The sequence below is a fragment of the Asticcacaulis sp. genome, assembly GCF_051956075.1.
Lineage (GTDB): Bacteria > Pseudomonadota > Alphaproteobacteria > Caulobacterales > Caulobacteraceae > Asticcacaulis.
This window is the reverse complement of record NZ_JBQCGA010000029.1, coordinates 22,891-44,004: the sequence shown is the minus strand read 5'-3', so window position 1 is coordinate 44,004 and position 21,114 is coordinate 22,891. Positions and strand designations below refer to the sequence as shown.

At 61.3% G+C, this 21,114-nt stretch carries 19 protein-coding genes; 7 read left to right on the top strand and 12 right to left on the bottom strand.

The genetic code is table 11. From position 1 onward, the window contains the following. The first annotated feature begins 338 nt into the window (after positions 1-338). On the top strand, positions 339-791 hold the full coding sequence (gene rnhA / locus ACTHLA_RS07860; protein WP_440186949.1) for a ribonuclease HI: 453 nt from the start codon (positions 339-341) through the stop codon (positions 789-791). Between the two features lie 11 nt (positions 792-802). Here rnhA and ACTHLA_RS07855 read toward each other — a convergent pair whose 3' ends face one another. Further along, positions 803-1,330 (bottom strand): gamma carbonic anhydrase family protein, encoded by a 528-nt coding sequence (locus ACTHLA_RS07855; RefSeq protein ID WP_440186947.1) that lies wholly within the window; start codon positions 1,328-1,330, stop codon positions 803-805. A 328-nt stretch (positions 1,331-1,658) separates the two neighbouring features. On the opposite strand from ACTHLA_RS07855, the gene ACTHLA_RS07850 reads away from it, so the two are divergent. After that, a complete protein-coding gene (locus ACTHLA_RS07850) occupies positions 1,659-2,429 on the top strand; it encodes a PhoH family protein (RefSeq protein ID WP_440186944.1) in 771 nt (256 codons plus the stop codon). Positions 2,430-2,467: 38 nt separating this feature from the next. Here the strand turns inward: ACTHLA_RS07850 and ACTHLA_RS07845 are convergent, their stop codons facing one another. Continuing rightward, complete coding sequence (locus tag ACTHLA_RS07845; RefSeq protein ID WP_440186941.1) at positions 2,468-2,854, bottom strand: MerR family transcriptional regulator; 387 nt, start codon at positions 2,852-2,854, stop codon at positions 2,468-2,470. Between the two features lie 68 nt (positions 2,855-2,922). Here ACTHLA_RS07845 and ACTHLA_RS07840 point away from each other — a divergent pair, with 68 nt between their 5' ends. Further along, complete coding sequence (locus tag ACTHLA_RS07840; RefSeq protein WP_440186938.1) at positions 2,923-3,663, top strand: MauE/DoxX family redox-associated membrane protein; 741 nt, start codon at positions 2,923-2,925, stop codon at positions 3,661-3,663. Here ACTHLA_RS07840 and ACTHLA_RS07835 read toward each other — a convergent pair. Next, positions 3,650-3,865: a hypothetical protein gene (locus ACTHLA_RS07835; RefSeq protein ID WP_440186935.1), complete on the bottom strand. Its 216-nt coding sequence runs from the start codon at positions 3,863-3,865 to the stop codon at positions 3,650-3,652. The genes ACTHLA_RS07840 and ACTHLA_RS07835 overlap by 14 nt on opposite strands. A 136-nt stretch (positions 3,866-4,001) precedes the next feature. On the opposite strand from ACTHLA_RS07835, the gene ACTHLA_RS07830 reads away from it, so the two are divergent. Next, positions 4,002-4,442 carry a hypothetical protein gene (locus ACTHLA_RS07830; protein WP_440186932.1) on the top strand — a complete coding sequence of 147 codons (441 nt, stop codon included), beginning with the start codon at positions 4,002-4,004 and terminating at the stop codon, positions 4,440-4,442. A 46-nt stretch (positions 4,443-4,488) separates the two neighbouring features. Here the strand turns inward: ACTHLA_RS07830 and ACTHLA_RS07825 are convergent, their stop codons facing one another. From ACTHLA_RS07825 to ACTHLA_RS07800, 6 genes are all read right to left on the bottom strand, one after another. Then, positions 4,489-5,745 carry a DUF3422 domain-containing protein gene (locus tag ACTHLA_RS07825; RefSeq protein ID WP_440186929.1) on the bottom strand — a complete coding sequence of 419 codons (1,257 nt, stop codon included), beginning with the start codon at positions 5,743-5,745 and terminating at the stop codon, positions 4,489-4,491. 81 nt (positions 5,746-5,826) lie between these two features. Next, a complete protein-coding gene (gene manD / locus ACTHLA_RS07820) occupies positions 5,827-7,038 on the bottom strand; it encodes a D-mannonate dehydratase ManD (RefSeq protein WP_440186954.1) in 1,212 nt (403 codons plus the stop codon). Positions 7,039-7,062: 24 nt separating this feature from the next. Continuing rightward, positions 7,063-9,678: a glycosyl hydrolase 115 family protein gene (locus ACTHLA_RS07815; protein ID WP_440186926.1), complete on the bottom strand. Its 2,616-nt coding sequence runs from the start codon at positions 9,676-9,678 to the stop codon at positions 7,063-7,065. 9 nt (positions 9,679-9,687) lie between these two features. Next, the gene (locus ACTHLA_RS07810; RefSeq protein ID WP_440186923.1) at positions 9,688-10,716 is read right to left on the bottom strand and encodes a cupin-like domain-containing protein; all 1,029 of its coding nucleotides are present in this window, start codon (positions 10,714-10,716) and stop codon (positions 9,688-9,690) included. Further along, a complete protein-coding gene (locus ACTHLA_RS07805; protein WP_440186920.1) occupies positions 10,716-11,525 on the bottom strand; it encodes a GDSL-type esterase/lipase family protein in 810 nt (269 codons plus the stop codon). Before ACTHLA_RS07805 ends, ACTHLA_RS07810 begins: the two co-directional genes overlap by 1 nt. A 15-nt stretch (positions 11,526-11,540) precedes the next feature. Next, positions 11,541-13,949: a glycoside hydrolase family 3 N-terminal domain-containing protein gene (locus ACTHLA_RS07800; protein ID WP_440186917.1), complete on the bottom strand. Its 2,409-nt coding sequence runs from the start codon at positions 13,947-13,949 to the stop codon at positions 11,541-11,543. Positions 13,950-14,137: 188 nt separating this feature from the next. Between ACTHLA_RS07800 and ACTHLA_RS07795 the strand changes: the two genes are divergently transcribed. Both ACTHLA_RS07795 and ACTHLA_RS07790 read left to right on the top strand, forming a co-directional pair. After that, complete coding sequence (locus ACTHLA_RS07795) at positions 14,138-15,286, top strand: endo-1,4-beta-xylanase (protein ID WP_440186914.1); 1,149 nt, start codon at positions 14,138-14,140, stop codon at positions 15,284-15,286. A 127-nt stretch (positions 15,287-15,413) separates the two neighbouring features. Further along, positions 15,414-15,956, top strand: coding sequence for a hypothetical protein (locus tag ACTHLA_RS07790; RefSeq protein ID WP_440186911.1), 543 nt, complete (start codon positions 15,414-15,416; stop codon positions 15,954-15,956). Here the strand turns inward: ACTHLA_RS07790 and ACTHLA_RS07785 are convergent. Both ACTHLA_RS07785 and ACTHLA_RS07780 read right to left on the bottom strand, forming a co-directional pair. Then, entirely contained in the window at positions 15,950-18,169 is a 2,220-nt protein-coding gene (locus ACTHLA_RS07785) for a WD40/YVTN/BNR-like repeat-containing protein (protein WP_440186908.1), read from the bottom strand. The genes ACTHLA_RS07790 and ACTHLA_RS07785 overlap by 7 nt on opposite strands. A 170-nt stretch (positions 18,170-18,339) precedes the next feature. After that, positions 18,340-19,002 (bottom strand): OmpW/AlkL family protein, encoded by a 663-nt coding sequence (locus ACTHLA_RS07780; protein ID WP_440186905.1) that lies wholly within the window; start codon positions 19,000-19,002, stop codon positions 18,340-18,342. Positions 19,003-19,167: 165 nt separating this feature from the next. Between ACTHLA_RS07780 and ACTHLA_RS07775 the strand changes: the two genes are divergently transcribed. Beyond that, positions 19,168-19,482: a rhodanese-like domain-containing protein gene (locus ACTHLA_RS07775; protein ID WP_440186902.1), complete on the top strand. Its 315-nt coding sequence runs from the start codon at positions 19,168-19,170 to the stop codon at positions 19,480-19,482. Here the strand turns inward: ACTHLA_RS07775 and ACTHLA_RS07770 are convergent. Then, the gene (locus ACTHLA_RS07770) at positions 19,479-21,098 is read right to left on the bottom strand and encodes a methyl-accepting chemotaxis protein (RefSeq protein WP_440186900.1); all 1,620 of its coding nucleotides are present in this window, start codon (positions 21,096-21,098) and stop codon (positions 19,479-19,481) included. The two genes, ACTHLA_RS07775 and ACTHLA_RS07770, sit on opposite strands and share 4 nt — an antisense overlap. Positions 21,099-21,114: the final 16 nt, after the last annotated feature.

Sequence of the window (21,114 nt, the reverse complement as noted above, 5' to 3'; positions counted from 1 at the left end):
ATCATTGCGCCCACGTTCGTGTTTACCGATCCGTTCAGCATCGGGTGTCCTTTCCATTCTGGTCGGGGAGATTGTCGCGGCTTTTGCCGCTCAGCCATTTTAGCCAGACCCGTCGCAGCAAGCCGAATGCCACGATGCGGCGGTGCGAAAAACAATTTATACAGTTGAATTATATAGATAAAAACATATTGCACATGGATCGAATCGGAGTCCTTGACGCTACGGCGGCAAATCCTGCCCGAGGCGCGCGCCTTACCGGCAATTTTAACCGGGCATTAGGGATGATTTCGGCCTCGCGCCCCTCGCCTTCCTGTGCGACTCCGTTATATAGCCAGCCGATGACCGCAACGCCCAAAGTTCAGCTCTACACAGACGGCGCCTGCAAGGGCAATCCCGGACCCGGCGGCTGGGGCTGCATCCTCGTCGCCGCTCCGCATGAAAAGGAGCTTTACGGTTACGATCCGGAAACGACCAATAACCGCATGGAATTGATGGCCGCCATTCAGGGGCTGGAAGCCTTGAAAAGGCCGTGCGACGTCGATCTCTATATCGACAGCCAGTATGTCATGAAGGGCATGCAGGAATGGATTCGCGGCTGGAAGGCGCGCGGCTGGAAGACAGCCGATAAGAAGCCGGTGAAAAACGACGATCTGTGGAAACGCCTCGACGCGGCTACTCAGCGGCACAAAATCCGCTGGCATTGGGTCAAGGGCCATGCCGGACACGAGATGAACGAACGCGCCGACGGTCTGGCCAACAAGGCGATCCGCGAGGCGCGCGCGACCGGCTGAGACGCCGCCGGTTAGATGGCCGTTAATCCGGCGCGGAAGCGCTTGCCGTTCCAGACATAGTGCTCCGCCGACAGCCGCAGGCCCGCAATCTGTTCGGGCGTCAACTCCCTCGCCACGCGCGCGGGCTGGCCGATCAAGAGCACGCCGACGGGAAATGTCTTGCCTTCAGGGACCAGCGCCCCGGCGCCGACGATGGTGTTTTTGCCGATGACCGCCCGGTTCAGCACGATGGCGCCGATGCCGATCAGGCTGTTGTCGCCGACCGTGCAGCCGTGCAGCATCGCCTTGTGGCCGATGGTGACGCCCTCGCCAATGGTGAGCGGGCTGCCCGGATCGGAATGCAGCACCGCGCCGTCCTGCACATTGCTGCGCGCGCCGATGGTCATAGGCTCATTATCGGCGCGCAAAACCGCGCCGAACCAGATGCTGACATCCTCGCCCAGCCGCACCTTGCCGCAGACATCGGCGCTCGGCGCGATCCAGCAGCGCTCAACATCCGCCATCTCAGGCGCGTCGTCGTCCAGTCGATAGGTTGTCATGACCTCACCCTTTCGTGAACCTTATATGAAATCGCACATGCAGCATTTTTTATTAAGACCCCGCTAACCATACTGAACGAATCTGTTAGCGTGGCAAGCGGGGGAATCATCTCCTCCTCGGTCCTCCGCTTCAAGGCTTTAGCTTTCGAGGTTTCAGTGGCAAGACGGGTTGTTTTTTCTCCCTTTGTCTCTCCCCCGCCCCTTCCGGGCGACGGCGCTGAACCTCTTGCGTCACGCCCCGGCGGTCCCACCTCCTCACATCGCGTATCCGTATCCGAAGGCGAGCCTCTGTGGCCTCGCCTTTTTCATTGGCTTTAAGGAGCATCCCATGACCAAGCGATCCGTCAAACGCTTCATGCGCGAAGGCACGCTCGATCTCGACCAGTATCAGCCCGATACCAAGGTCCGCCGCCTCAACGTCCATAGCGGCGGCGCGGCGTGGTCGCCTGTTGGGAATCATGAAGAACGCGATCAGAGCTATATGAAGACCATAAAACCGAAATCGGAGGGCCAGGCGGCCCTGCTTTCGGCTATCGACGAAAAGAACCTGATCCTGGCGCTTGGCCCTGCAGGCACCGGCAAGACCTATCTGGCCATCGCCAAGGCGGTCGAGGCGCTGGAGGCGGGCAAGGTCGGTCGCATCGTGCTGTCGCGTCCCGCGGTCGAGGCGGGCGAGTCCATCGGCTTCCTGCCCGGCGACATGGAGGACAAGCTGGCGCCTTACCTGCGCCCCCTTTACGACGCCCTGACCGACCGCCTGTCGATGAAGCGCGTCAAGGCGCTGATGCAGGAGGGGCTGATCGAGATCGCGCCGGTCGGCTATATGCGCGGGCGCACGCTCAACAACGCCTTCGTGGTCATCGACGAGGCGCAGAACTGTACTTACACGCAGCTCAAAATGCTGCTGACGCGCCTCGGCTGGAATTCGACCATGATCGTCACCGGCGATCCAAACCAATCCGACCTGCTGCCTGGCCTGTCCGGTCTGGGCGACGTCGCCGACAAGTTCGAAGCCGTGGATACCATCGCCGTCGTGCGTCTGATGGATAAGGACATCGTCCGCCATCCGCTCGTCGCGCAGATGCTGGGCGTTTTGTAACGCGCACAGGGCCGGTGCGGAGGACGCGTCGGCCCTGCCTACATTGTGTCTTCAAACGCGGTCAGGATCGGACACGGCCCGCAACTGTGTTCACAGGCGTCCGCCAGTCGCTCCAGCGCCGAGCGCGCCGTCTTCATCTCCTTGATTTTCGCATCGAGCGCTGCGATGCGCGAGCGGGCCAGAGCGCGCGCCGCGTCCCGATCCTCGGACGCATTGAGCTGCAGGAGTTCGGCGATTTCCTCCAGCGTAAAGCCTGCCCCCTGCGCCTGCCGGATGAAGCGCAAACGGCGTACATCGCCATCATCATACCGTCGCCCGCCCGCCATGCGTGGCAGCGTCGGCAACAGGCCGCGCCTCTGATAATATCGCACTGTCTCAACACCTACGCCGCCCTTATCGGCCAGCCGTGCAATCGTCATCGACATGCCGCTTGACTCCGTACCATGGTACGGAAAGTAAGCTTCCGGCCTTGAAATGCAAGTAGGCGCAGATAATGACCGAACCCAAAACCGCCGTCCTCTATCGCATGGTGATGCCGACCCACACCTGTCCTTATGGACTGAAATCTCTGCATTTGCTGAAAAGCAAAGGTTATAGCGTCGAAGATCACTGGCTGAAGACGCGCGAGGAAACCGACGCCTTCAAGGCGCAGCATGAGGTGAAAACCACGCCGCAGACCTTCATCGGCGACGAGCGCATCGGCGGCTATGACGATCTGCGCCGCCATTTCGGTCAGCGCGTCTCCGACCCGAAAGCCAAGTCCTATACGCCTGTACTCGTCGTTTTCGCTGTTACGGCGCTGCTGTCGCTCGTCATAGGCTGGCTGACCGGCCAACTGCTGAGCTGGCGCACGCCGCAAGGGTTCATCGGTCTGAGCATGGTCGTTCTGGCCATGCTGAAATTACAGAACCTGGAAAAATTCTCGACCATGTTTCTGAATTACGACCTGCTGGCCAGACGCTGGGTTCCGTATAGCTACATCTATCCGTTCGCCGAACTTGGCGCAGGCCTGCTGATGACCGCCGACGCACTGAATATCGTCTCCATCCCGGTCGCCCTGTTCATCGGCATTATCGGCGCGGTCTCAGTGTTCAAAGCCGTCTATATCGACAAACGCGAATTGAAATGCGCCTGCGTCGGCGGCGAGTCCAATGTGCCGCTCGGCTTTCTGTCGCTGACCGAAAACCTGATGATGATCCTGATGGCGGTCTGGATGCTGATTATGCCCTTTTAAGCTTCCCGTCATGTGCGCGCGGCGGCAGGATGAGCAGAATGCGCGGCGCTTCGGGATTATGCGCCAGCGGAGAGCCGCTTTCGGCATAGAGCCAATCGCCCACAGCATAGATGGCTGGTCGCAATCGCCGCCGCAACACCAGTTGCAGGCGCGCCTCGCCCTCAATCTCCACCCAGCAGCAATCCTCCAGCCGATCCAGCATACGCGACTCACATGACTACAGTTCAATCTTTGTTCTGGAGCCGCCGCTGCGGTCAAATCACAAAATAGGCGTACACGCTGGACAGAGGAAAAGACCCCTCCTAGTGTCCGGCGCCATGACCATGCGCCTGTTGTTAATGCTTTCTCTCGCTGTTTCGTTCGCCGCCGCCCCCTTGGCGCACGCCGCTGTCAAACATCCGACTCATCCCGCCCATAAAACGACGACCAAAAAGACGTTGCACAAGACGGCCAGTCGGAAAAAAACCGAAGACCCCAAAGCGAAAACCGAAGCCGCGCTGCGCGAGCAGACCGAAAGTTTCGTCACGCTGATTAACGACGGCAAACAAAGCCTGACCGACGCCCAGATCGCCTGGAAGGCGAATCATCCGCAGGTCGCCTGTCAGCGCGCCAAAACCGCGAAAGTCCGCTTCGACAAGGCGCGCCTCATTTTGGACGGCATGGTCAAAACAGCGGACGATGGCAAAGCCGACGCAGCGCCGTTTAAAGCCCTGTACCCCAAGACCGACGAACTGGATGCGACGACGCGCAAGCTGATCGGCATGACCTGCGCAGGCTAGATGTGAGGCTTCAGAATTGAACGCCTCTGACCGCGAAGCAACGCCGCTATTCCGCCGCGCCTTCGATGCGTTTCTTACGATGGGTGATGAACAGCCAGGCCAGGGCGAGGATAGTCGCTATAATCGGCGCGTAAAGTATGTGCGCCAGACGCTCGTGGCCGCTGAGCAGCGGATCAAGCGCGTATTTGACCAGATTGAAAACATAGTAGCTGACGGCGAACACCGACAGCCCCTCGACCAAGGCCGACAGCTTCATTTGCAGACGCGCGCGCAGGTCCATGCTTCGCAACAGATTCTGGTTCTGCACCTCCAGCGAGATCGAGATGCGGGCGCGCAAAAGGTCCGAGGCTCGCCCGATGCGCGTCGCCAGATCGTCGAGCCGTCTGGACGCCGCCTCGCAGGTGCGCATAGCCGGTTGCAGGCGGCGTTCGATGAACTCCTGCATGGTCGAAAAGCCCTCGACGCGGCTTTCGCGTAACGAAGCCAACCGGTCTTCGGTCAGGCGATAATAGGCCTCGGTGGCGCCCTGGCGGAAACGCACCGCATTGGCGCGGCTCTCGACCTCGGCGGACAGGGTCATCAGCCGCTCCAGCAAGGCGTCCTGCGTCGCGCCCTGCGCCGCCATGTCGGCGGTAATCAGGTTCAGCCGCGCCTCGGCGGTCTTAAGCCAGCCCATCAGGTCGCGCGCCACCGGAAAGCCCAGCAGGGCCAGCTTGCGATAATGGCCGATCTCGATCAGACCCTGCAAAAGCCGCGACAGCTCATCGTGCTTCAGGCCCTTGTCGTGGACATAGATCCGGCCCGCCCCTTCATGGGAGCGGAAATCGCTCCAGATACGCGCGTGATGGTCGAAGACATCGCAGCACACGGCCTGGGTCAGGTCGATCACGCCATCGAACTGGGTCGGCTTCGGCTCGGCGCGCGCCACCACGATTTCAACCGAACGGAATACCCGGCCCGGCGCGCCTTGCAGGCCCTCGACATCCGCCGTGCGGATTGCGCCAAAGCCCAGGCCTTTACGCGCTGCAAAGCGCGGATCGATTCCGGCGTCGTATTTCAGCCAGGTCGAGAATTCGCCATGACGTTCCCAGATGACGCCGCTGCGCTCAGACATCTGCGCCATCCGTCCGTCGGCGGTCTCGCCCAGCCTCGCGACCCAGTCCGTCTCGGCGGCGCGCTCCTCATCGGACACCAGCATGACCCAGCTTCTCGCTACCGCGGGCGAGGCGAATACCGGTATGGTGCGCTCGTGCATCAGTTGGCTTAACGCGGCGCGCAGCGGATGGTCGGCGGGTTCGGTCATGACGGAAGTGTGGCTTTGTTGGGTTTGCGCCACCATAGTGCGAAATGTCGCGGTCGTAACGTCACATTGGATGACGAACTTCTACCAGTTCCACATGCTGCCGTCCTGCAATCGGGCGACCGGCAACTGCTTGGGGCTATAGGGATATTTCGCCGCCAGCGCCTCATCAATATCGACGCCGTGGCCGGGCGCCGAGCCCGCGTGAAGATAACCGTCCTCGAAGCGGTAGTCGTGCGGAAAGACGTCGTCGGTTTCCGGCGCATGGCGCATATATTCCTGGATACCGAAGTTCGGAACCCAGGTGTCGAAATGCACCGCTGTCCCCAGCGTGACCGGCGACAGGTCGGTGGCGCCGTGGCACCCGGTGCGCACCTGATACACCGAGGCGAAGTCGGCGACGCGGCGCAGGTGGGTGACGCCGCCCGATCCCACAATTGTCATGCGCAAATAGTCGATCAACTGCTCGCTGATCAGCTCCTTGGCGTCCCATAGCGTATTGAAAATCTCGCCCACGGCCAGCGGCGTTGTGGTGTGCTGGCGGATCAGGCGGAAGGCCTCCTGATTTTCGGCGGGGGTGGCGTCCTCCATCCAGAACAGGCGGTAGGGCTCCAGATCCTTGCCCAGTCGCCCGGCTTCGATCGGCGTCAGGCGATGGTGGACGTCGTGCAACAGATGCACTTCCTCGCCATGATCGGCGCGCAGACGCTCGAAAAGCCTGGGCGCAAAATTCAGGTAGGAGGATGTATTCCACAAGGTTTCGGTCGGCAGGGCCGAGTCGGCGGGCTCGTAATACATATCGCCGCGTCCGACCCCGTAGGCGCCCTTGACGCCGGGAATGCCCGACTGGGCGCGGATCGCTTTATAGCCCATGTCGCGATAAAGGCCGACCTGCTCGGAGGTATGGTCGATGTCCTTGCCATTGGCGTGGCCATAGACCAGTACACCGTCGCGCGAGCGCCCGCCCAGCAGGTCGTAGAGCGGCATCCCTGCCATCTTGGCCTTGATGTCCCATAGAGCGACATCGACTGCAGCGATGGCGCGCATGGTCACCGGTCCGCGCCGCCAGTAGGCGCCGCGATAGAGGTACTGCCAGATGTCCTCGATACGGCGCGGATCGCGCCCGATCAGGCACGGGATGACGTGGTCTTCCAGATAGCTGACCACAGCCAGTTCACGTCCGTTCAGCGTGCCATCGCCGATACCGTAAACGCCTTGGTCGGTCTCGATTTTCAGCGTGACGAAGTTGCGTCCGGGCGAACAGACAATGACGCGGGCTTTGGTGATCTTCATGATCGTCTTCTCTTATGTTTTTATTTATTATCGCGCCGTTTCCGGCGGACCAAGATAAGACGGCTTAAGACCGCCGGTGTCCAGAACCAGCCTCTCCAGCACGACATTGCCGTCGATGCGGTAAATATGGATGGTGTGGTTTCCCGCGTTCAACTTCGCAAACTTGGCCTTGAGAACGATGATATTATCCTCTACCGCCTTGTTCCATTGCGGGGTGTCGGGCCTAAGGTCGAAGTTCAGGGTCTGCATAGGCGCATCGTCGATGCTGACGCCGATGCGAAGCCCGCCCTGCCCTTGCGTGTCGAGCGTAGGCGCGAGGTAGAGATTGAGCGTGGCGTCGGCCTCCTTGGCGGTCTTGACATCATAGTCGAGCCGCATCGAACCATCATGGGTCGCGGGAGCGGATTGCGGAAGGGACAAAACGGCTCCAAGCGTACGACCGAGATCAGGTATCACCTGCCAGCGCACACCGTGCGCCTCGGTTTTGCGGGTGAAATGCGGGGCCTCAATGGCGATATAGCCATCCTGACCATCAGCACCTCCATAATCGGCAAATCGGTTGCCAGGCTTGGGTGGAGGAGGCAGGCTACAGACAGCGAATTGAAAAAAATCGCTGCACACGTGATTTTTGGGCAGCGAACCCGCCGACTTGCGCTCAACTGCTGGCATAATATTAGTTTTGGGCTCCTGCCAGTTCGTATAACCAATATGAGTTTGATCCATCATATGGTCCCATTTGCCATCGCCAAGCGCGTTATATTGACCCGACAATTTGGCGTCTTCATTAAAAGCGGCTTCGGCAAGGTCAGCGGCCTTGTTGCCACAAATCGCATCGCCAGCGACATGGCTATAATTGGCTTCAGCGTAGAGCTCATAAAGGTTCGCGCTGGCTTCGACCGGGTATTGCACGAGTTGGAAAAAAGCGTCGTGTAGAGGCGCAGGTAACCGCTCGCCCTCGGAATCGACAACAAGACTTAAGAGATTGTAAGCTCTTGTCATATCTGCAAAGTCCGGATCGCCCGCGACACCCGTATTCAGCAATTCCGGCTTACGGCGCGCATTATATTGCGTGTAGCGTGTCAAGATTCCACCGATCTCCGCCGCGTGTTCAGCCCCGAACTGCTGCCCCGCCCATTTCGTGGGATAGTCCGCCAGCGCCTGCGGCGTCATTGCCTTGGGGTTCCACGCCATGTCGAGGAAGAAGCTTAAGGGGTATTCCATCGGCTTGATGTCGCCGACATTGACGATCCACAGACGGTCCGCGCCCGCCTCGTCGGCCAGTTCCATCTGCTGCCAGGTCTTTTCGATCTGGTTGGTGTTGATCCACTTATAGTTCCGCGGCCCGCCGACATAATCGAAGTGGTAATAGATTCCATAGCCGCCGGTTCGCGGCGGCGCGCCGAATGTCGGCAGACGGCGAATCTGGCCCCAGTTGTCGTCCGAGAACAGCAGGGTCACGTCATCGGGAACCTTCATCCCGTGATCGTAATAGTCCTGCACCTCTTTATAGAGCGCCCAGACCTGCGGCGTTTCCGAAGCCGGTTTGCCGGTCACATCAGCGATAATCTGGCGCTGGTCCGTGACAATGCTTTCCAGTAGCGGAATGGCGCCGCCCTCCGTCATCGGCTCATCGCCATCGCCGCGCATGCCAATGGTCACCACATCCTCATGGCCGCATTTTTTCGTTGTGCTACCGCTATCGCTGCTTGAGCACGCGACCATGCGCTCAATGCCGCCGCGCCAGAATGTATTGAGATTGTCAGCGTTCTTCGTGTAATCCCACGCCCCGCCGGTGACGCCCTGATCCTGATGGCGGTGCCACTCCTCCTGAGCGCGCGTCATCGGTTCATGGTGCGAGGTTCCGAGGACAATGCCGTAATCGTCGGCAGTATCGAGGCTTTGCGGGTCGTCGTCTGCAATCGCCTTGCCCCACATGGCGGGCCACAGGTAATTGCCTTTCAGGCGCAGATCCAGCTCGAAAACCTTGGCGTAGAGTTCGTGATTGATTCCGCCGAACTTCTCGCGCGCCCAGCCGCCGAAAGACGGCTCCTCGTCATTGATGAAAAAGCCGCGATACTTGACGACAGGCTGATCGTGGCGCAGCCCCGCCGTAACGTAGAGATTATCCTTGTGCTGCGTGGGAACGTCCGCCCACCAATACCAGGGCGACACCCCCATCTTCGCAGAGATGTCGTAGGTTCCGTAGATGGCGCCGCGCTTGTCCGCACCGGTGATCACCAGCGCATGATGACCATTGGACAGGTCGATCACCTGTTGCGCATAGGCTTCCCACTGGCCCTGAATGGGCGAGACATTGAGCTTCCCGGCCTTGACCCAGGCGTCAATGAGCGATGAATGCCCCATCTCGCCGATCACCACGACATCGCCCGTCACGCCGTCGAGACTGTGGACAATCTGCGCATCCGTTCCCGAAACGCGCCCCAGATCGGCGGCGAAGTCGGATGCGACTCGCGCCACCGGCTTTTCAGCCTCGGCATCGACATAGACCGCCACCGGACGGCTGTCATGGATCAGAGCGACTCCGGGGCCTGCCCCATCGCAAACCGCCACCGGGCCTTCGCAGGCCGCGAAAGCCGGGGTTGCGACAAAGACCAGAAGAATGCCGATACAATAGCCCCGCATGATCGTTTCCTACAGTTTGAAGTGCGTTTTGATAAACGCTTTGAGCTGCCGCTCCATCTCAGGCGTCATCGGGCCGAATACGCCGCGCGCATCTTCGGGAAGATGCGCGACTGCGCCTTCGGGATCGTCAAACACCAGAAGGTCAAGCAGACGCCGCCAGATCCGCCGGTGTTCGCGCGGCAGATCGCGCAAACTCAGCAAGGCGGCGTAAAAGCCCGCATAGGGCGAAGCCTGCCCTTCACGGCCCTCGTCCCACCAATAGTTCAGCAGGATATTGAACGACGCCAGCGAGCGCACATGGTGCCACCACATGTACGGGATAAAGACCGCATCGCCGGGCTCCAGTTCGCCGCTGACGGCGTGCGCCAACGCCTCACGAAAGCGGGGGTAGCGTTCAAAATCAGGGGGCTCCAGCGGCGCCATGCTGAAGGCCACGCCGCCTGGACCATTGTCGAACGGCGCGACATAGAGGTTGTCAACCTGATCGGGCGGGAACAGCGTGAAGCGACGCCGCCCAGCCAGCACGCAGGCGATGTTGTGCGACGGATCGAAATGGGTCTGCGCCCACAGCCTGGTGCCGATCCAGATGCGCGGCTCGATCCCGTCGAGCAGCGGCATGGGCATTTCGCGCTCCAACCCCGGCAGCACGTCCTTGACCACCATCGACGGCAGATAGACGCTGGGCCGATCAGGTTGAGCGCCATTGGCCAGTTGCCAGGCGACGACCTGCGAGATCGGCGCCTGATCGCGCATGAAATTAAACCCCTTCATATCGCTGCGATAGAAGAAGCTGCCGTCATTTTCAGGCGGCGCCACCATGACCTGACGCGGCGCGCCGGGATCGAAACGTTGCAGATGCGCTGCCGCCGCCTGCGGCGACGTTCTGGCCGCTTGCACGAGCGGCCAGTCGCCAACCAGTCCACGCATCACCACGGGCTGGTTGGCGGGCAGTATTTCGGCCTCGAAGCGTTCGCGCGTCACAGCCTCTACGACAGGAATAGGCCGCAGCGACGCAGGACTGAACGCTTCGTCCGCCATCACCCCGCCAGCGCCGTATTAACCGCCGCCAGCAGAATCGGCTGCATCAGCGCATAGCCCTGCGCGTTCGGATGCACGGCGTCGCCATTGATGCCCAGTTCCGGCTTCAGACCGCCATCCGGGGTCGCCAGCACAGGCCAGTAATCGACATAGGTGGCCCCCTGCGCCGTCGCGACCGATTTCAGCCAGTCGTTCAGCGCCACGATCTTGTCGTGCGGATTGCCGACCGAAGCATGCCACGGAAAGCTGATTGAGGGCGGCACGGAGCCAAGCAGCACCTTCATGCCGAACAGGTTGGCCAGGCTGATCATGGCCTGCAGATTATTGGTCGTGGCGACCGGATCGTAAGGATCCTTGTTTTCCGCAATGTCATTGGTCCCCGCCATGATATGCACGGCCTTGGGGCGCAGCGCCACGACGTCAGCCATAAAGCGCACCAGCATCTGCGCCGACACCTGGCCGGAAATGCCGCGTCCGATCAGGCCGTTATCGGCGTAGAATGTGCCGGAAAACTGCGGCTTGGCCCAGTTGTCGGTGATCGAATCGCCCATCATGACGACGCGACGCTGCGCGTCCGGCAGGGCGGCGGCGCTGGCGTTGGCGACGTGGTAACGATGCAGGTTCGCCCAGTCCTCACCGACCGGCGTGACGTTCAGTTCCGGCCCGTTGAAATCCTCAAGCGCCTTCTGAACATTCTCGGCTTCACTGTTATTCTGCCCCGCATTTTGCGCCCGCGCCGCAGCGGCGACGGCCATAGCCGCCCCGCCCGCCAGCGCGCCTGTGAGAAGTTTGCGCCGCATTCCGTCCATGAGGTGTCTCCCTATTCAGGCGACTGTCAGAGTCGCCGTCTTCAGATCGACACTATTCGCTCCGGCCATGATGGTAAAGGTTCCGGGCTCCACAACGCGCTGCATGTCGGTGTTATAGAACCACAGATCGGGCGGCGCGATGGTGAAGGTCACCGTCTGTTGCTCGCCCGGTTTCAGGGTGATGCGTTTGAAATGCTTCAGTTCTTTGATCGGGCGTGTGACCGAGGACACGTCGTCGCGGATATAGAGCTGCACCACTTCGTCGCCCACGACCGGCCCGGTATTCTTGACGTCGATGCTGACCTCGACGCTGTCCGCGACGCCCATCGTGTCTTTCGCCAGCCGCGGCGCGGAGATGTCGAACGTGGTGTAGCTGAGACCATAACCGAACGGGAACAGAGGCTTGGTCGTGCCATCCAGATAGCCGCGGCGCGCCGTCGGCTTGTAATTGTAGTAGATCGGCAATTGCCCGACATTGTGCGCGATCGACACCGGCAGCTTGCCGCCCGGATTGGCCCGGCCGAACAGGATGTCGGCGGCGGCCCAGCCGGTTTCCTGGCCCATATACCAGCCTTCGACCAGCGCGTCGGCCTTGTCGTTGATGCGGTTGACCGACATCGGGCGGCCATTGAGCAGGAAGACCACGGTGGGTTTTCCAAGCGCGAAAATCTTCTCGGCCAGGTCGTTCTGGCGGCCCGGCAGTTCCAGAGACTGCACATCGCCAAGGTGATTGTCGGCCCAGGCCTCGCGCGAGGTCTGTTCGTTGCCGCCCAGCACCATCAGAATGGTGTCGGCTGATTTCGCCGCTTCGACCGCGTCGGCGATCAGCTTGTCATTGACGGAATCCGGCGTAAAGTGCACCTCATCCTGGCCCCAAACATGGCCTTCGGTGATGCGCACCGCTTCGGAATAGGCGACTTCAAAGCCCTGAGCCTTGCCCTCGGCCATAACGCCGTCGAGGATCGAAACGACATGGCGCGGCACGTCGGAATAGCCGCCGATCGGTGTATCCTTGGCGTGCGTACCCAGCACCAGCAGCTTGCCCAGCTTTTTCGGCTGAAAGGGCAGTATGCCATTGTTTTTCAACAGCACGACGGTCTTGGTCGCCGCCTCGCGCGCCAGCGCCACCGCGTCCGGCGTCGCGGTCAACTTGTCGGCCAGCTTGGCGTCGACATACGGGTTCTCGAACAGGCCCGACTGGAACTTAAGCTCCAGAATGCGGCGCACCGGCGCATCGATCTCGTCTTCCGAGACGCGACCGGCCTTGATCAGGTCGATCAGGTGCGGATAGGCGGCGCCGTCCGGGGTTTCGATATCGACGCCCGCCTTGATGGCGCGGAAGGCGGCTTCCGTGAGATCCGGCACGAGATGATGGCGCGTGATCAATTCATTGATGGCGAAATAGTCTGAGACGGTCACGCCCTTGAAGCCCCATTCACCGCGCAGGATGGTGGTCAGCAGCCACTTGTTGGCGTGGGACGGCACGCCGTCGATCTCGTTATACGAGGGCATGACGGCGCGGATATTGGTTTCCTTGATGATCTTCTCGAACGGCGGGAAGAAGTCTTCGCGCAGTTCGCGCTCGCCCAGATCGGCGGGGCCGACATTGGTGCCGTTTTCGGGCTGGCCATGGCCCGTCATGTGCTTAAGCGTGGCGAACACCTTGTCATTAGCCAGCGGCAGCGCATCGCCCATAAAGCCCAGCACAGCGGCCTTGCCCATTTCACCGCACAGATGCGGATCTTCGCCATAGGTTTCCTCGATGCGGCCCCAGCGCGGCTCGCGCGCCACATCGACCACGGGCGCCAGTGCGAAATTGGCGCCGCGCGCGCGCATTTCACGCGCCGCCACGGAAAAGATCTTTTGGGCCATGTCCGGGTCGAACGACGAGGCCAGACCGATGGCTTGCGGGAAGGAGGTCGCGTCGCGCGCGACATAGCCATGTAAGGATTCCTCGTGCATGATCAGAGGAATACCGAGGCGCGTCTGTTCGACCGCCCACTTCTGCACGGCGTTGATATAGGTGGCGGTCTCGAAGGCGTTGCGATTCGGCGTCGCGCCATTGTCGCCCGCGCCGGTGACGGCGTGAACGCCGACCCGATCCGAGGGGCGCGCCATCATACCAAGACCATTCGGATAGACAGCCTGCGCCTTCCTGGGATCGAAATTGCCCTGATCGTCCATAATGGCGCCCTTGGCCTGCCAGACGCACTGCATCTGCATGACCTTTTCTTCCAGCGTCATCCGGCCCAATAGATCGTCGATGCGCGCCTCGATCGGCTGGCCGGCGTCCTTGTAGAGCGGCAGATCGGCCTTTTTCGCTTTGGCGACGGCGCTGCTGGCGGCGCCGAGCGTCAGGGCCAGGGTGGAGACGCCAGCGCCAGCAGTGAAGGCGCGGCGGGTCGTGTTGAGGGTGTCGCTCATAATATCTTCCCTGTCTTGTTCGCCGATGGATCGGCTGTTGTTTCACATCGGGCGGAGCCCGTCACGGGCCGTCTTGTCAGACCTATCCTGCCCTTTGCGGCGCGCGTCAAGCCGATACGACATTGACGATACGCACAATTGCTGTCACTGTTAGCGCTAACAAAAAAAAGTGCAACAGGGAATTTTTCATGAAGCAAAATCTCGCACCTGCGAATTTCACCCGGCGTCAATCTCTGGCCCTGGTCGGTGCGTCGATGGCGGCGACGGCGCTTGGCGCCGGTCAGACCCTTGCGGCGGACGCCCGCCCATTCGACGGCCCGTCTCTGGCGGAACTGGCGGCGCATAAAGGGATGCGCTTCGGCACGGCGATCGCGGCGGGCAAGACCGGTCTGCTGGACCCGCAGGTCACCGCCATCGTCGCGGCGGAGTGCAATATCCTCGTGCCTGAAAACGAGCTGAAGATGTACGTCACGCATAACCGGAATGCGACCGATTACAATTTTGCGCCGGGCGACGCGATTCTGGCCTTCGCCGAATCGCGCAGCATGGCGATGCGCGGCCATAATCTGTTCTGGGCGCGCGATGAGTTCACACCGAAATGGCTGCTCGATTACAAGTTTTCCGGCAAGGCTGAAGCCGAGCAGATGCTGCGCGACTACATCGCCAAAGTCACGGAACATTACGGAACGCGCCTGACCTCATGGGACGTGGTCAATGAAACGGTCGATCCCAGGACAGGCGAGGTGCGCGACAACGTCTTTTCACGCGTGCTGGGCATGGACGCCCTGCGCATCAGTTTCGAGGCGGCGCGCGAGCATTTGCCGCACATGCAACTGGTCTATAACGACTCTATGAGCTGGGAAGCGGGCCATGAAGTCCATCGCGGCGGAGTCTTGAAACTGCTGCGCTGGTTCCGCGACAACCATGTCCCGGTCGATGCGCTGGGCGTGCAGAGCCATATCGGCAACGGCTTCGACCTGCTGGGCGCGCAGGTCAATGCCTGGAAGGACTTTCTCGATGAGGTCACCGGTATGGGCTATGACCTGCTGATCACCGAATTCGATGTGGACGACCAGCGCATCCCAACCGACGACATCGACCAGCGCGACGCCATTGTCGCCACGGTCGGACGGCTCTATCTCGACCAGATGTTGAGCTACAAACAGACGAAGGACGTGCTGTGCTGGGGCATGTTCGATAAATATAACTGGCTGCAAGGCTTCACGCCGCGCAAGGATGGCGCGCGCTTACGCTGCACGCCCTACGATGAGGATTTCAAGCCCAAGCCGCTGCGGGAGGCGATCGCGGCGGCGTTCAGGACCGCCCCCGCGCGATAGCGGCATGAAAGCCACGGGCGGGACTCAAGTTCCGCTCGCCGCTTCTGACTCTGTTGTCAATTCCCGGTCTGCATGGCAGCCTGCCTGAAAACAGGACGACTCTACGTCCGAGTCTTGGGAGATCACCATGCGCAAGCGTCACCTGCTTATCGCCCTCGCCACCGCGTCCTTGTGCCTGCCCGTCATGGCGCACGCCGACGACGACCCGATGCAGCACCTGATCAACAATCCCAATCCGGCCAGTCTGGTCATTTACGGTCCTCAGACCAATAAGAAGATCAAGGATTCCGGTGTTCAGGGCGGCGGCGCCATCGAGGTCAAGGCCACCGGCGTCGGCGAATCCTACGCCGCCGCCGTGCAGACCAGCCTCGACAAGCCGATCAAGGCGGGCGATCAGATCGAGTGCGATATCTTTCTCAAGGCGAAGCGTGACGACGGTCAGCCGCCCGTGCTGCACAGCCGTGTGCAGATCAACGAAGCCCCCTACTCCAATGTCGGCGCCGAGGCTGACTTCAACGTCACCGACCAGTGGACGCTGTACACGCTGAAAACCACCGCCGACAAGGATTACGACGCCGGTAAGCTGGTCTTCGTCGTCCATCTGAACAGCGCCAAACAGACCGTCGATGTCGGTCCGGCTTTTGTCTTCGACAACAGTAGAACCTATTGAGCCGCCGCAGGCTGCCCCACCATGACGCCGCGTCCATCGGGCGCGATGTAGAGTACGCCGTATTCGCGCGGATCGCCCGCTATGGCGCGCATATTGCCAAAGCGGTGCGCATCGTCATTGATGCGCGTCCAGGAGCGGCCTTCATCGTCGGAGCGCCACAAACCTTCGACGCCAGAGACCTTGCCCCACAGGAAGACGGCGGGATAATCCGCACCCGGCGCCGCCTTGCCGAAGGTGACCTGCCATGCCGTCGTCACCTGCGCGGCAGGCGTCGCCTCGCTGTCCTGAAGATGGTAAAGCCCTCGCGGCAGGGCCAGCCACAGATCGCCCCTGCGTCCTGGAACAGCACGCAATTGACCGCGCTCGTTACTGTCCAGCTTCGGCAGGCGCGTCGCCAAGGGCGCAAAGCTGACGCCGCCGTCGCGACTGACCAGAATGCGCTGGCCCTTGCGGTCAAAGACATAGAAGCTCTGCGGATCGACCTTGTCCGCAATCGGATCGAGGCCGCGATCCGGCGACGGAAAACCCTTCGATGCGATCCAGGTCACCCCGCCATTCCTTGAGACATATGCGCCTGCGTTTTCGGGCATCCACAGCAGGCTTGCGCCGTCCGCCGACACGGCGATCCGGCCCGCGCGGTGGTCATGCCATTCCTGACCGCTCAGCGGCGGCGGCGCAGAAGGCATCGCCGCCCAGCTCTTACCGCCATCGTGCGACAAGTAGCCGTGCGCACCATCATTATCGGCGGCGCGCGCCACAATCAGCGGATTCAAGGCCGCGAAGGCGACCGACTGATTGGTCTCATGCGTCGGCGCGAACAGATAGGCGTCCGGCGTCTTTGTCACATCGTCCCAGCCCGCGCCGGAAACATCGCCCATCGCCGCCAGTACGCGCGCGCCTTCAGGCGGACTTTCAAGCCCGAGGATCACCGTCTCCTCGAAATTATCATCGCGGAAGGCGAAATCGACGGAACCGCCGCTATCGAGATGACCGAGATCGTTCGTCATCCAGACGCCATAACCCGTGCCATAGACCAGCTCATCAGGATCAAACGGATTCAGCTTCACCGCATCCATCCAATGGCCCATCTTGCGTCGGTTGGCCGCGTCGTGATCGGCGTCGCCCATATAGGAGGTCAGCCACGGCTCATGGGAAATGTCATGCGTCGCTTGCGGGCCAATCGCTTTCCATGAGGCGCCTCCGTCACGACTGACATAGAGATCGTCGCGCCCCGGATAGTGGTCCGAGGTCGAGACGACCAGCACACCGTCTTGCAGGTCGAGGCCGGAAAAGCCGAACCTGTCGTCTTTGGAAGGATGGATCGGTGATATGTCGGTCCAACGGCCATCGGGCGACACTTTCCACACGGCGCCGTCCGTCACCCCCCAGGGTCCGAGGCCATCGGCAAAGGTTGCGTACAGCGTTCCGTCGGCGCCAAGCGCCATCTGGTGCGGGATCAGATGCGGCGATCCGGCGACCGCTGTGAAGCTTTGGCCGCCATCCCGGCTGACGAACAGTCCCTCGCCCGTTTCGCCGGAACCGACCCAGACGGTCTTGCCATCTGGCGACGGCAGCACGACGCTGACCGATTTTTGCGCAAAGGCCCGGTTGCGCGCGAACGATCTGCCTGAGTCGTGCGACTCCCAGAGCCCGTCCTGCGGCGTCCCAAGCCAGAGATGCGCGCTGTCCGCCGGATCGACCTGCAAACGCTCGCCCGTCCCGCGTCCCATAGCGTTGCCGCCCATTCGCACCGGCACGCGCGTCAGCGTCCAGGTCGCGCCACGATCTCCAGACCGCGCCACGGCGCCGTTCGGAGCGTTGGGGCTTACATACAAACCGCACGTTGCGTAAAGGCGGTCTGGTTTATGACGGTCCACCGCCATGCTCATGACGCCGAAGCAGTCCCAGTCATCATGGCCAAAACCATCCATCAGCGGTATCCACCGCCGCGCGCCGCGATCATAGCGGTACATGCCACCCACGTCCGTGCGCGCGTACAGAAGCCCCTTTTCGGTTGGGTGGTAGAGGAAGCCATCGACAAAGCCGCCACCATGCCATGGAACCGTCGCCCAGTTATAGTGCTGAACAGCCGTAACTTGTGGCGCCCAGGAAGCGACGATTTGCGCGACCGTCGGCTGCGCGCCAATTGGCATGCCAAGGCCAATGATAAGCATAGCAGTGGCGACGGTTGTGAAAAGGCGACGATGACGCATGGCTCAACTCCCGGCGCCGTCTTGTTCGCGGCGCTCGGAGGTCATTTGACACGGACAATGCGTCCCAAGCCAGTGAAAATTATATGTTATATAAAAAAGGAGGTCATACGCCGGGTTTAAGCGCATAACCTCCAGTGGTCCTTGGGCAGGATGGGGGGCAGAATTGACGATCAGAAACGGTAACCGAGACCGACCGAAACAACCGCCGGATCGAGTTTGACTTTGGACTTCAGCGCGCCGCTGTTGATATTGGCGTCGGTCTTGTAGAAGACCTTTTTGACGTCAATGTTCAGCGCCCACGGCCCTTTGAGCGCAATGTCCGCGCCCGCCTGCAGCGCCGTCCCGGCGCCGCTCTTGAGCTTGACCGTGAAGCCGTTGTAATCCTTGCCGGAATACCAGTCCATATAGTTGACGCCGGCGCCGATATACGGATTGATCTTGCCCTTAGGGTTGAAGTGGTATTGCAGCGTCACCACCGGCGGCAGCACCCAGGTCTTATGCACCTGCACATCCGTGCCGGGACCGACCGCCTTGATCGTATGCTGCGACGTGCCCAGTATGGCTTCGGCGGCGATGTGGTCCGTAAAGAAATAGGTGAAGCCAAGTGTCGGCACTGTGTCGTTATTGACATCGACATGCAGGCCCGAATCCGCACCCGCCGCCGTGAAAATTTCACCCTTTTCCGACGGGGCCACCGAGGTGACGCGCGCGTCGATCACGAAACTGCCCTTGCCCAGCGGCTTGTAGGCAGCGTCTTGAGCGCAGGCGGCGCCAGCGGAAACGACAAGGGCGAGAGCCCCTACACTTACTAAGGTTTTTTCGATACGAGTCATGATCAGTTATCTCCTATGCGCCAATGGTTTGTTATTGGATTGCGCTAACGGATACGCTCGCTGCGCCGCAAAAACACCTGTACATTCGGTCGCGCGTCAGGCTGTCGCACCCTTGCGCATTCGCAGGCGAACGCGTAACGAAACGGGAGCCATCAGGAGCCCGCCATGCCCGTTATTGACCTGTCGCCGCAGACCGTCGCCGAAGCGCTGCAAGCCGGAGATATTCTGCTGATCGATGTGCGCGAGCCTTATGAATTCGAGGCCGAGCGCATCAAGGGCGCGATAAGCCTGCCTCTGTCCGCCATCGACCCAGCCGCCGTACCCGCCGCCGAAGGCAAGATCATCGTGCTGTCCTGCGCAGGCGGCGTGCGATCGGCGCGCGCGGCGGAATATTTACAGGCGGCGGGTCTGGACGTACAGCGCCATCTGGCGGGCGGGCTGTACGCCTGGAAGCTGGCGGGTCTGCCGACCGAGCGTTAAGCTCTCACCCGTTGCAGGAAGCCGTCCACGGCGCGGCTCAGATCCTGCGACTGTTGCTGCAATTTCGTGGTCGCGGCCCAGACGCGCTGGGCCGTTTCGCCGGTTTCTCCCGCCGATGACAACACATTGACCATGGTGTCGGCGATTTCGCGCGAGCCCTGCGCAGTGGCGTGAATATTGTGCGAGATTTCGCGCGTCACGTCCGACTGCTGGCTGACGGCGGCGGCGACCACCACCGTGCCTTCGGTCACGGCGCCGATAATGCCGAGAATATCGTTCATCGCCTCAACCGAGTGTTTGGTTTCGCTCTGGATGTCGTGAATCTGGCTGGAAATTTCCGCCAGAGCCTTGGACACCTGACCCGACAGGCTCTTGACCTCGTTGGCGACGACCGCAAAGCCCTTGCCCGCCTCGCCAGCCCGCGCTGATTCGATGGTCGCGTTCAGCGCCAGAAGGTTGATCTGACCGGCGATGTCGTTGATGACATCGACCACCTCGCCGATGCGGCTGGAGGATTTCGACAGACGCTCGATCACCTCCTTGGCGACGCCGCCCTTTTCGGCGGCGCTGCGCACCACAGCCTGCGAGCGTTCGGTCTGATCGCGGATTTCGCGGATCGAAGCCGTCAGTTCCTCCGAAGCGGCGGCGACCTGCGCCGAGGTCTGGGCGGCGTCGTTGGAAATACGCGACACGGCTTCGGAACGCTCGCGCGTATCGCTCGAAATCGACGAGACGCGCTGAGATTCGGCCTGCAACAGATCGGCGGCGGCGACCACCTCGTGCAGCGCCGTCTGCACGCTGGCCTCGAAATTCTCCGCCAGCTCGAACATGGCCTGACGGCGCGCCTCGGCGGCGCGGCGTTCGCTCTGCGCCTGCTCCTCTGCGCGCTGCGCCTCCATATCGGCCAGTTGCTGCTGCTGGGCGCGCGACTTCTCGTAATTGAGGTTGGCGGCGCGGCGCAGCACAAACACGGTGAAACCTGCGATCCCAGCACAGACCAGAGTGATCAGCAGCCCGATGGCCAGCGCCTCACGCACAAGGTTGAGCCGCGCCTGATACTGTTCAACGTGCATATCGACGCCCGTCATGCCGATCATATTGCCGTCAGAGTCGGTGATCGGCGCATAGGCGCTCAGCACCGTGCCCCATTTATCGGTATAGGGCCTGTCCTCGACCAGCGCGGTCTTGCTGTCGAACGCCTTTTTCAGCACCACCGACGCATCGTCATAAACCTCGCCGATATTGGCGGGCGGCTCGCCGCCTTCGGGCAGGGTGTCAACGATAAAGCGTATCTTGCCGTCCGTTCCTTGAGTCATCGCGTAGAGGTCGGCCAGATTGCTGTCGCCGGCGGCGATCTTCTTGAACGTGGCGAGAATGCCCTGATAGGCGCCGCCGTTCTTCTGATCGGGCGATGAGATGGTCGCAAAACCGGAAGCATCCACCAACTGCGACGCCGACCGCGACAGTGCGCCGAGACTGGAGCGTATTTCCGACTTCATCGCGCCCTCAGCCGCAACATAGACGGCGAGACTGGCGACCGCCCCGACGGCGAATACGGCCAGCGCCGCCAGCAGGCCATAGGTTTTAGGATTGAGGCTGGAGGTTTTGGTTTTCATGCGCGAATCTCTGACA

What these genes read in the sequence shown, in the direction of transcription:
- ACTHLA_RS07805 (WP_440186920.1), bottom strand. Translation starts at nt 11,525, where the DNA reads ATGGACGGAATGCGGCGCAAACTTCTCACAGGCGCGCTGGCGGGCGGG.
- ACTHLA_RS07800 (WP_440186917.1), bottom strand. Translation starts at nt 13,949, where the DNA reads ATGAGCGACACCCTCAACACGACCCGCCGCGCCTTCACTGCTGGCGCT.
- ACTHLA_RS07840 (WP_440186938.1), top strand. Translation starts at nt 2,923, where the DNA reads ATGACCGAACCCAAAACCGCCGTCCTCTATCGCATGGTGATGCCGACC.
- ACTHLA_RS07825 (WP_440186929.1), bottom strand. Translation starts at nt 5,745, where the DNA reads ATGACCGAACCCGCCGACCATCCGCTGCGCGCCGCGTTAAGCCAACTG.
- ACTHLA_RS07845 (WP_440186941.1), bottom strand. Translation starts at nt 2,854, where the DNA reads ATGTCGATGACGATTGCACGGCTGGCCGATAAGGGCGGCGTAGGTGTT.
- ACTHLA_RS07835 (WP_440186935.1), bottom strand. Translation starts at nt 3,865, where the DNA reads ATGCTGGATCGGCTGGAGGATTGCTGCTGGGTGGAGATTGAGGGCGAG.
- ACTHLA_RS07855 (WP_440186947.1), bottom strand. Translation starts at nt 1,330, where the DNA reads ATGACAACCTATCGACTGGACGACGACGCGCCTGAGATGGCGGATGTT.
- ACTHLA_RS07850 (WP_440186944.1), top strand. Translation starts at nt 1,659, where the DNA reads ATGACCAAGCGATCCGTCAAACGCTTCATGCGCGAAGGCACGCTCGAT.
- ACTHLA_RS07830 (WP_440186932.1), top strand. Translation starts at nt 4,002, where the DNA reads ATGCTTTCTCTCGCTGTTTCGTTCGCCGCCGCCCCCTTGGCGCACGCC.
- rnhA (WP_440186949.1), top strand. Translation starts at nt 339, where the DNA reads ATGACCGCAACGCCCAAAGTTCAGCTCTACACAGACGGCGCCTGCAAG.
- ACTHLA_RS07795 (WP_440186914.1), top strand. Translation starts at nt 14,138, where the DNA reads ATGAAGCAAAATCTCGCACCTGCGAATTTCACCCGGCGTCAATCTCTG.
- ACTHLA_RS07815 (WP_440186926.1), bottom strand. Translation starts at nt 9,678, where the DNA reads ATGCGGGGCTATTGTATCGGCATTCTTCTGGTCTTTGTCGCAACCCCG.
- ACTHLA_RS07785 (WP_440186908.1), bottom strand. Translation starts at nt 18,169, where the DNA reads ATGCGTCATCGTCGCCTTTTCACAACCGTCGCCACTGCTATGCTTATC.
- ACTHLA_RS07780 (WP_440186905.1), bottom strand. Translation starts at nt 19,002, where the DNA reads ATGACTCGTATCGAAAAAACCTTAGTAAGTGTAGGGGCTCTCGCCCTT.
- ACTHLA_RS07775 (WP_440186902.1), top strand. Translation starts at nt 19,168, where the DNA reads ATGCCCGTTATTGACCTGTCGCCGCAGACCGTCGCCGAAGCGCTGCAA.
- ACTHLA_RS07770 (WP_440186900.1), bottom strand. Translation starts at nt 21,098, where the DNA reads ATGAAAACCAAAACCTCCAGCCTCAATCCTAAAACCTATGGCCTGCTG.
- ACTHLA_RS07790 (WP_440186911.1), top strand. Translation starts at nt 15,414, where the DNA reads ATGCGCAAGCGTCACCTGCTTATCGCCCTCGCCACCGCGTCCTTGTGC.
- ACTHLA_RS07810 (WP_440186923.1), bottom strand. Translation starts at nt 10,716, where the DNA reads ATGGCGGACGAAGCGTTCAGTCCTGCGTCGCTGCGGCCTATTCCTGTC.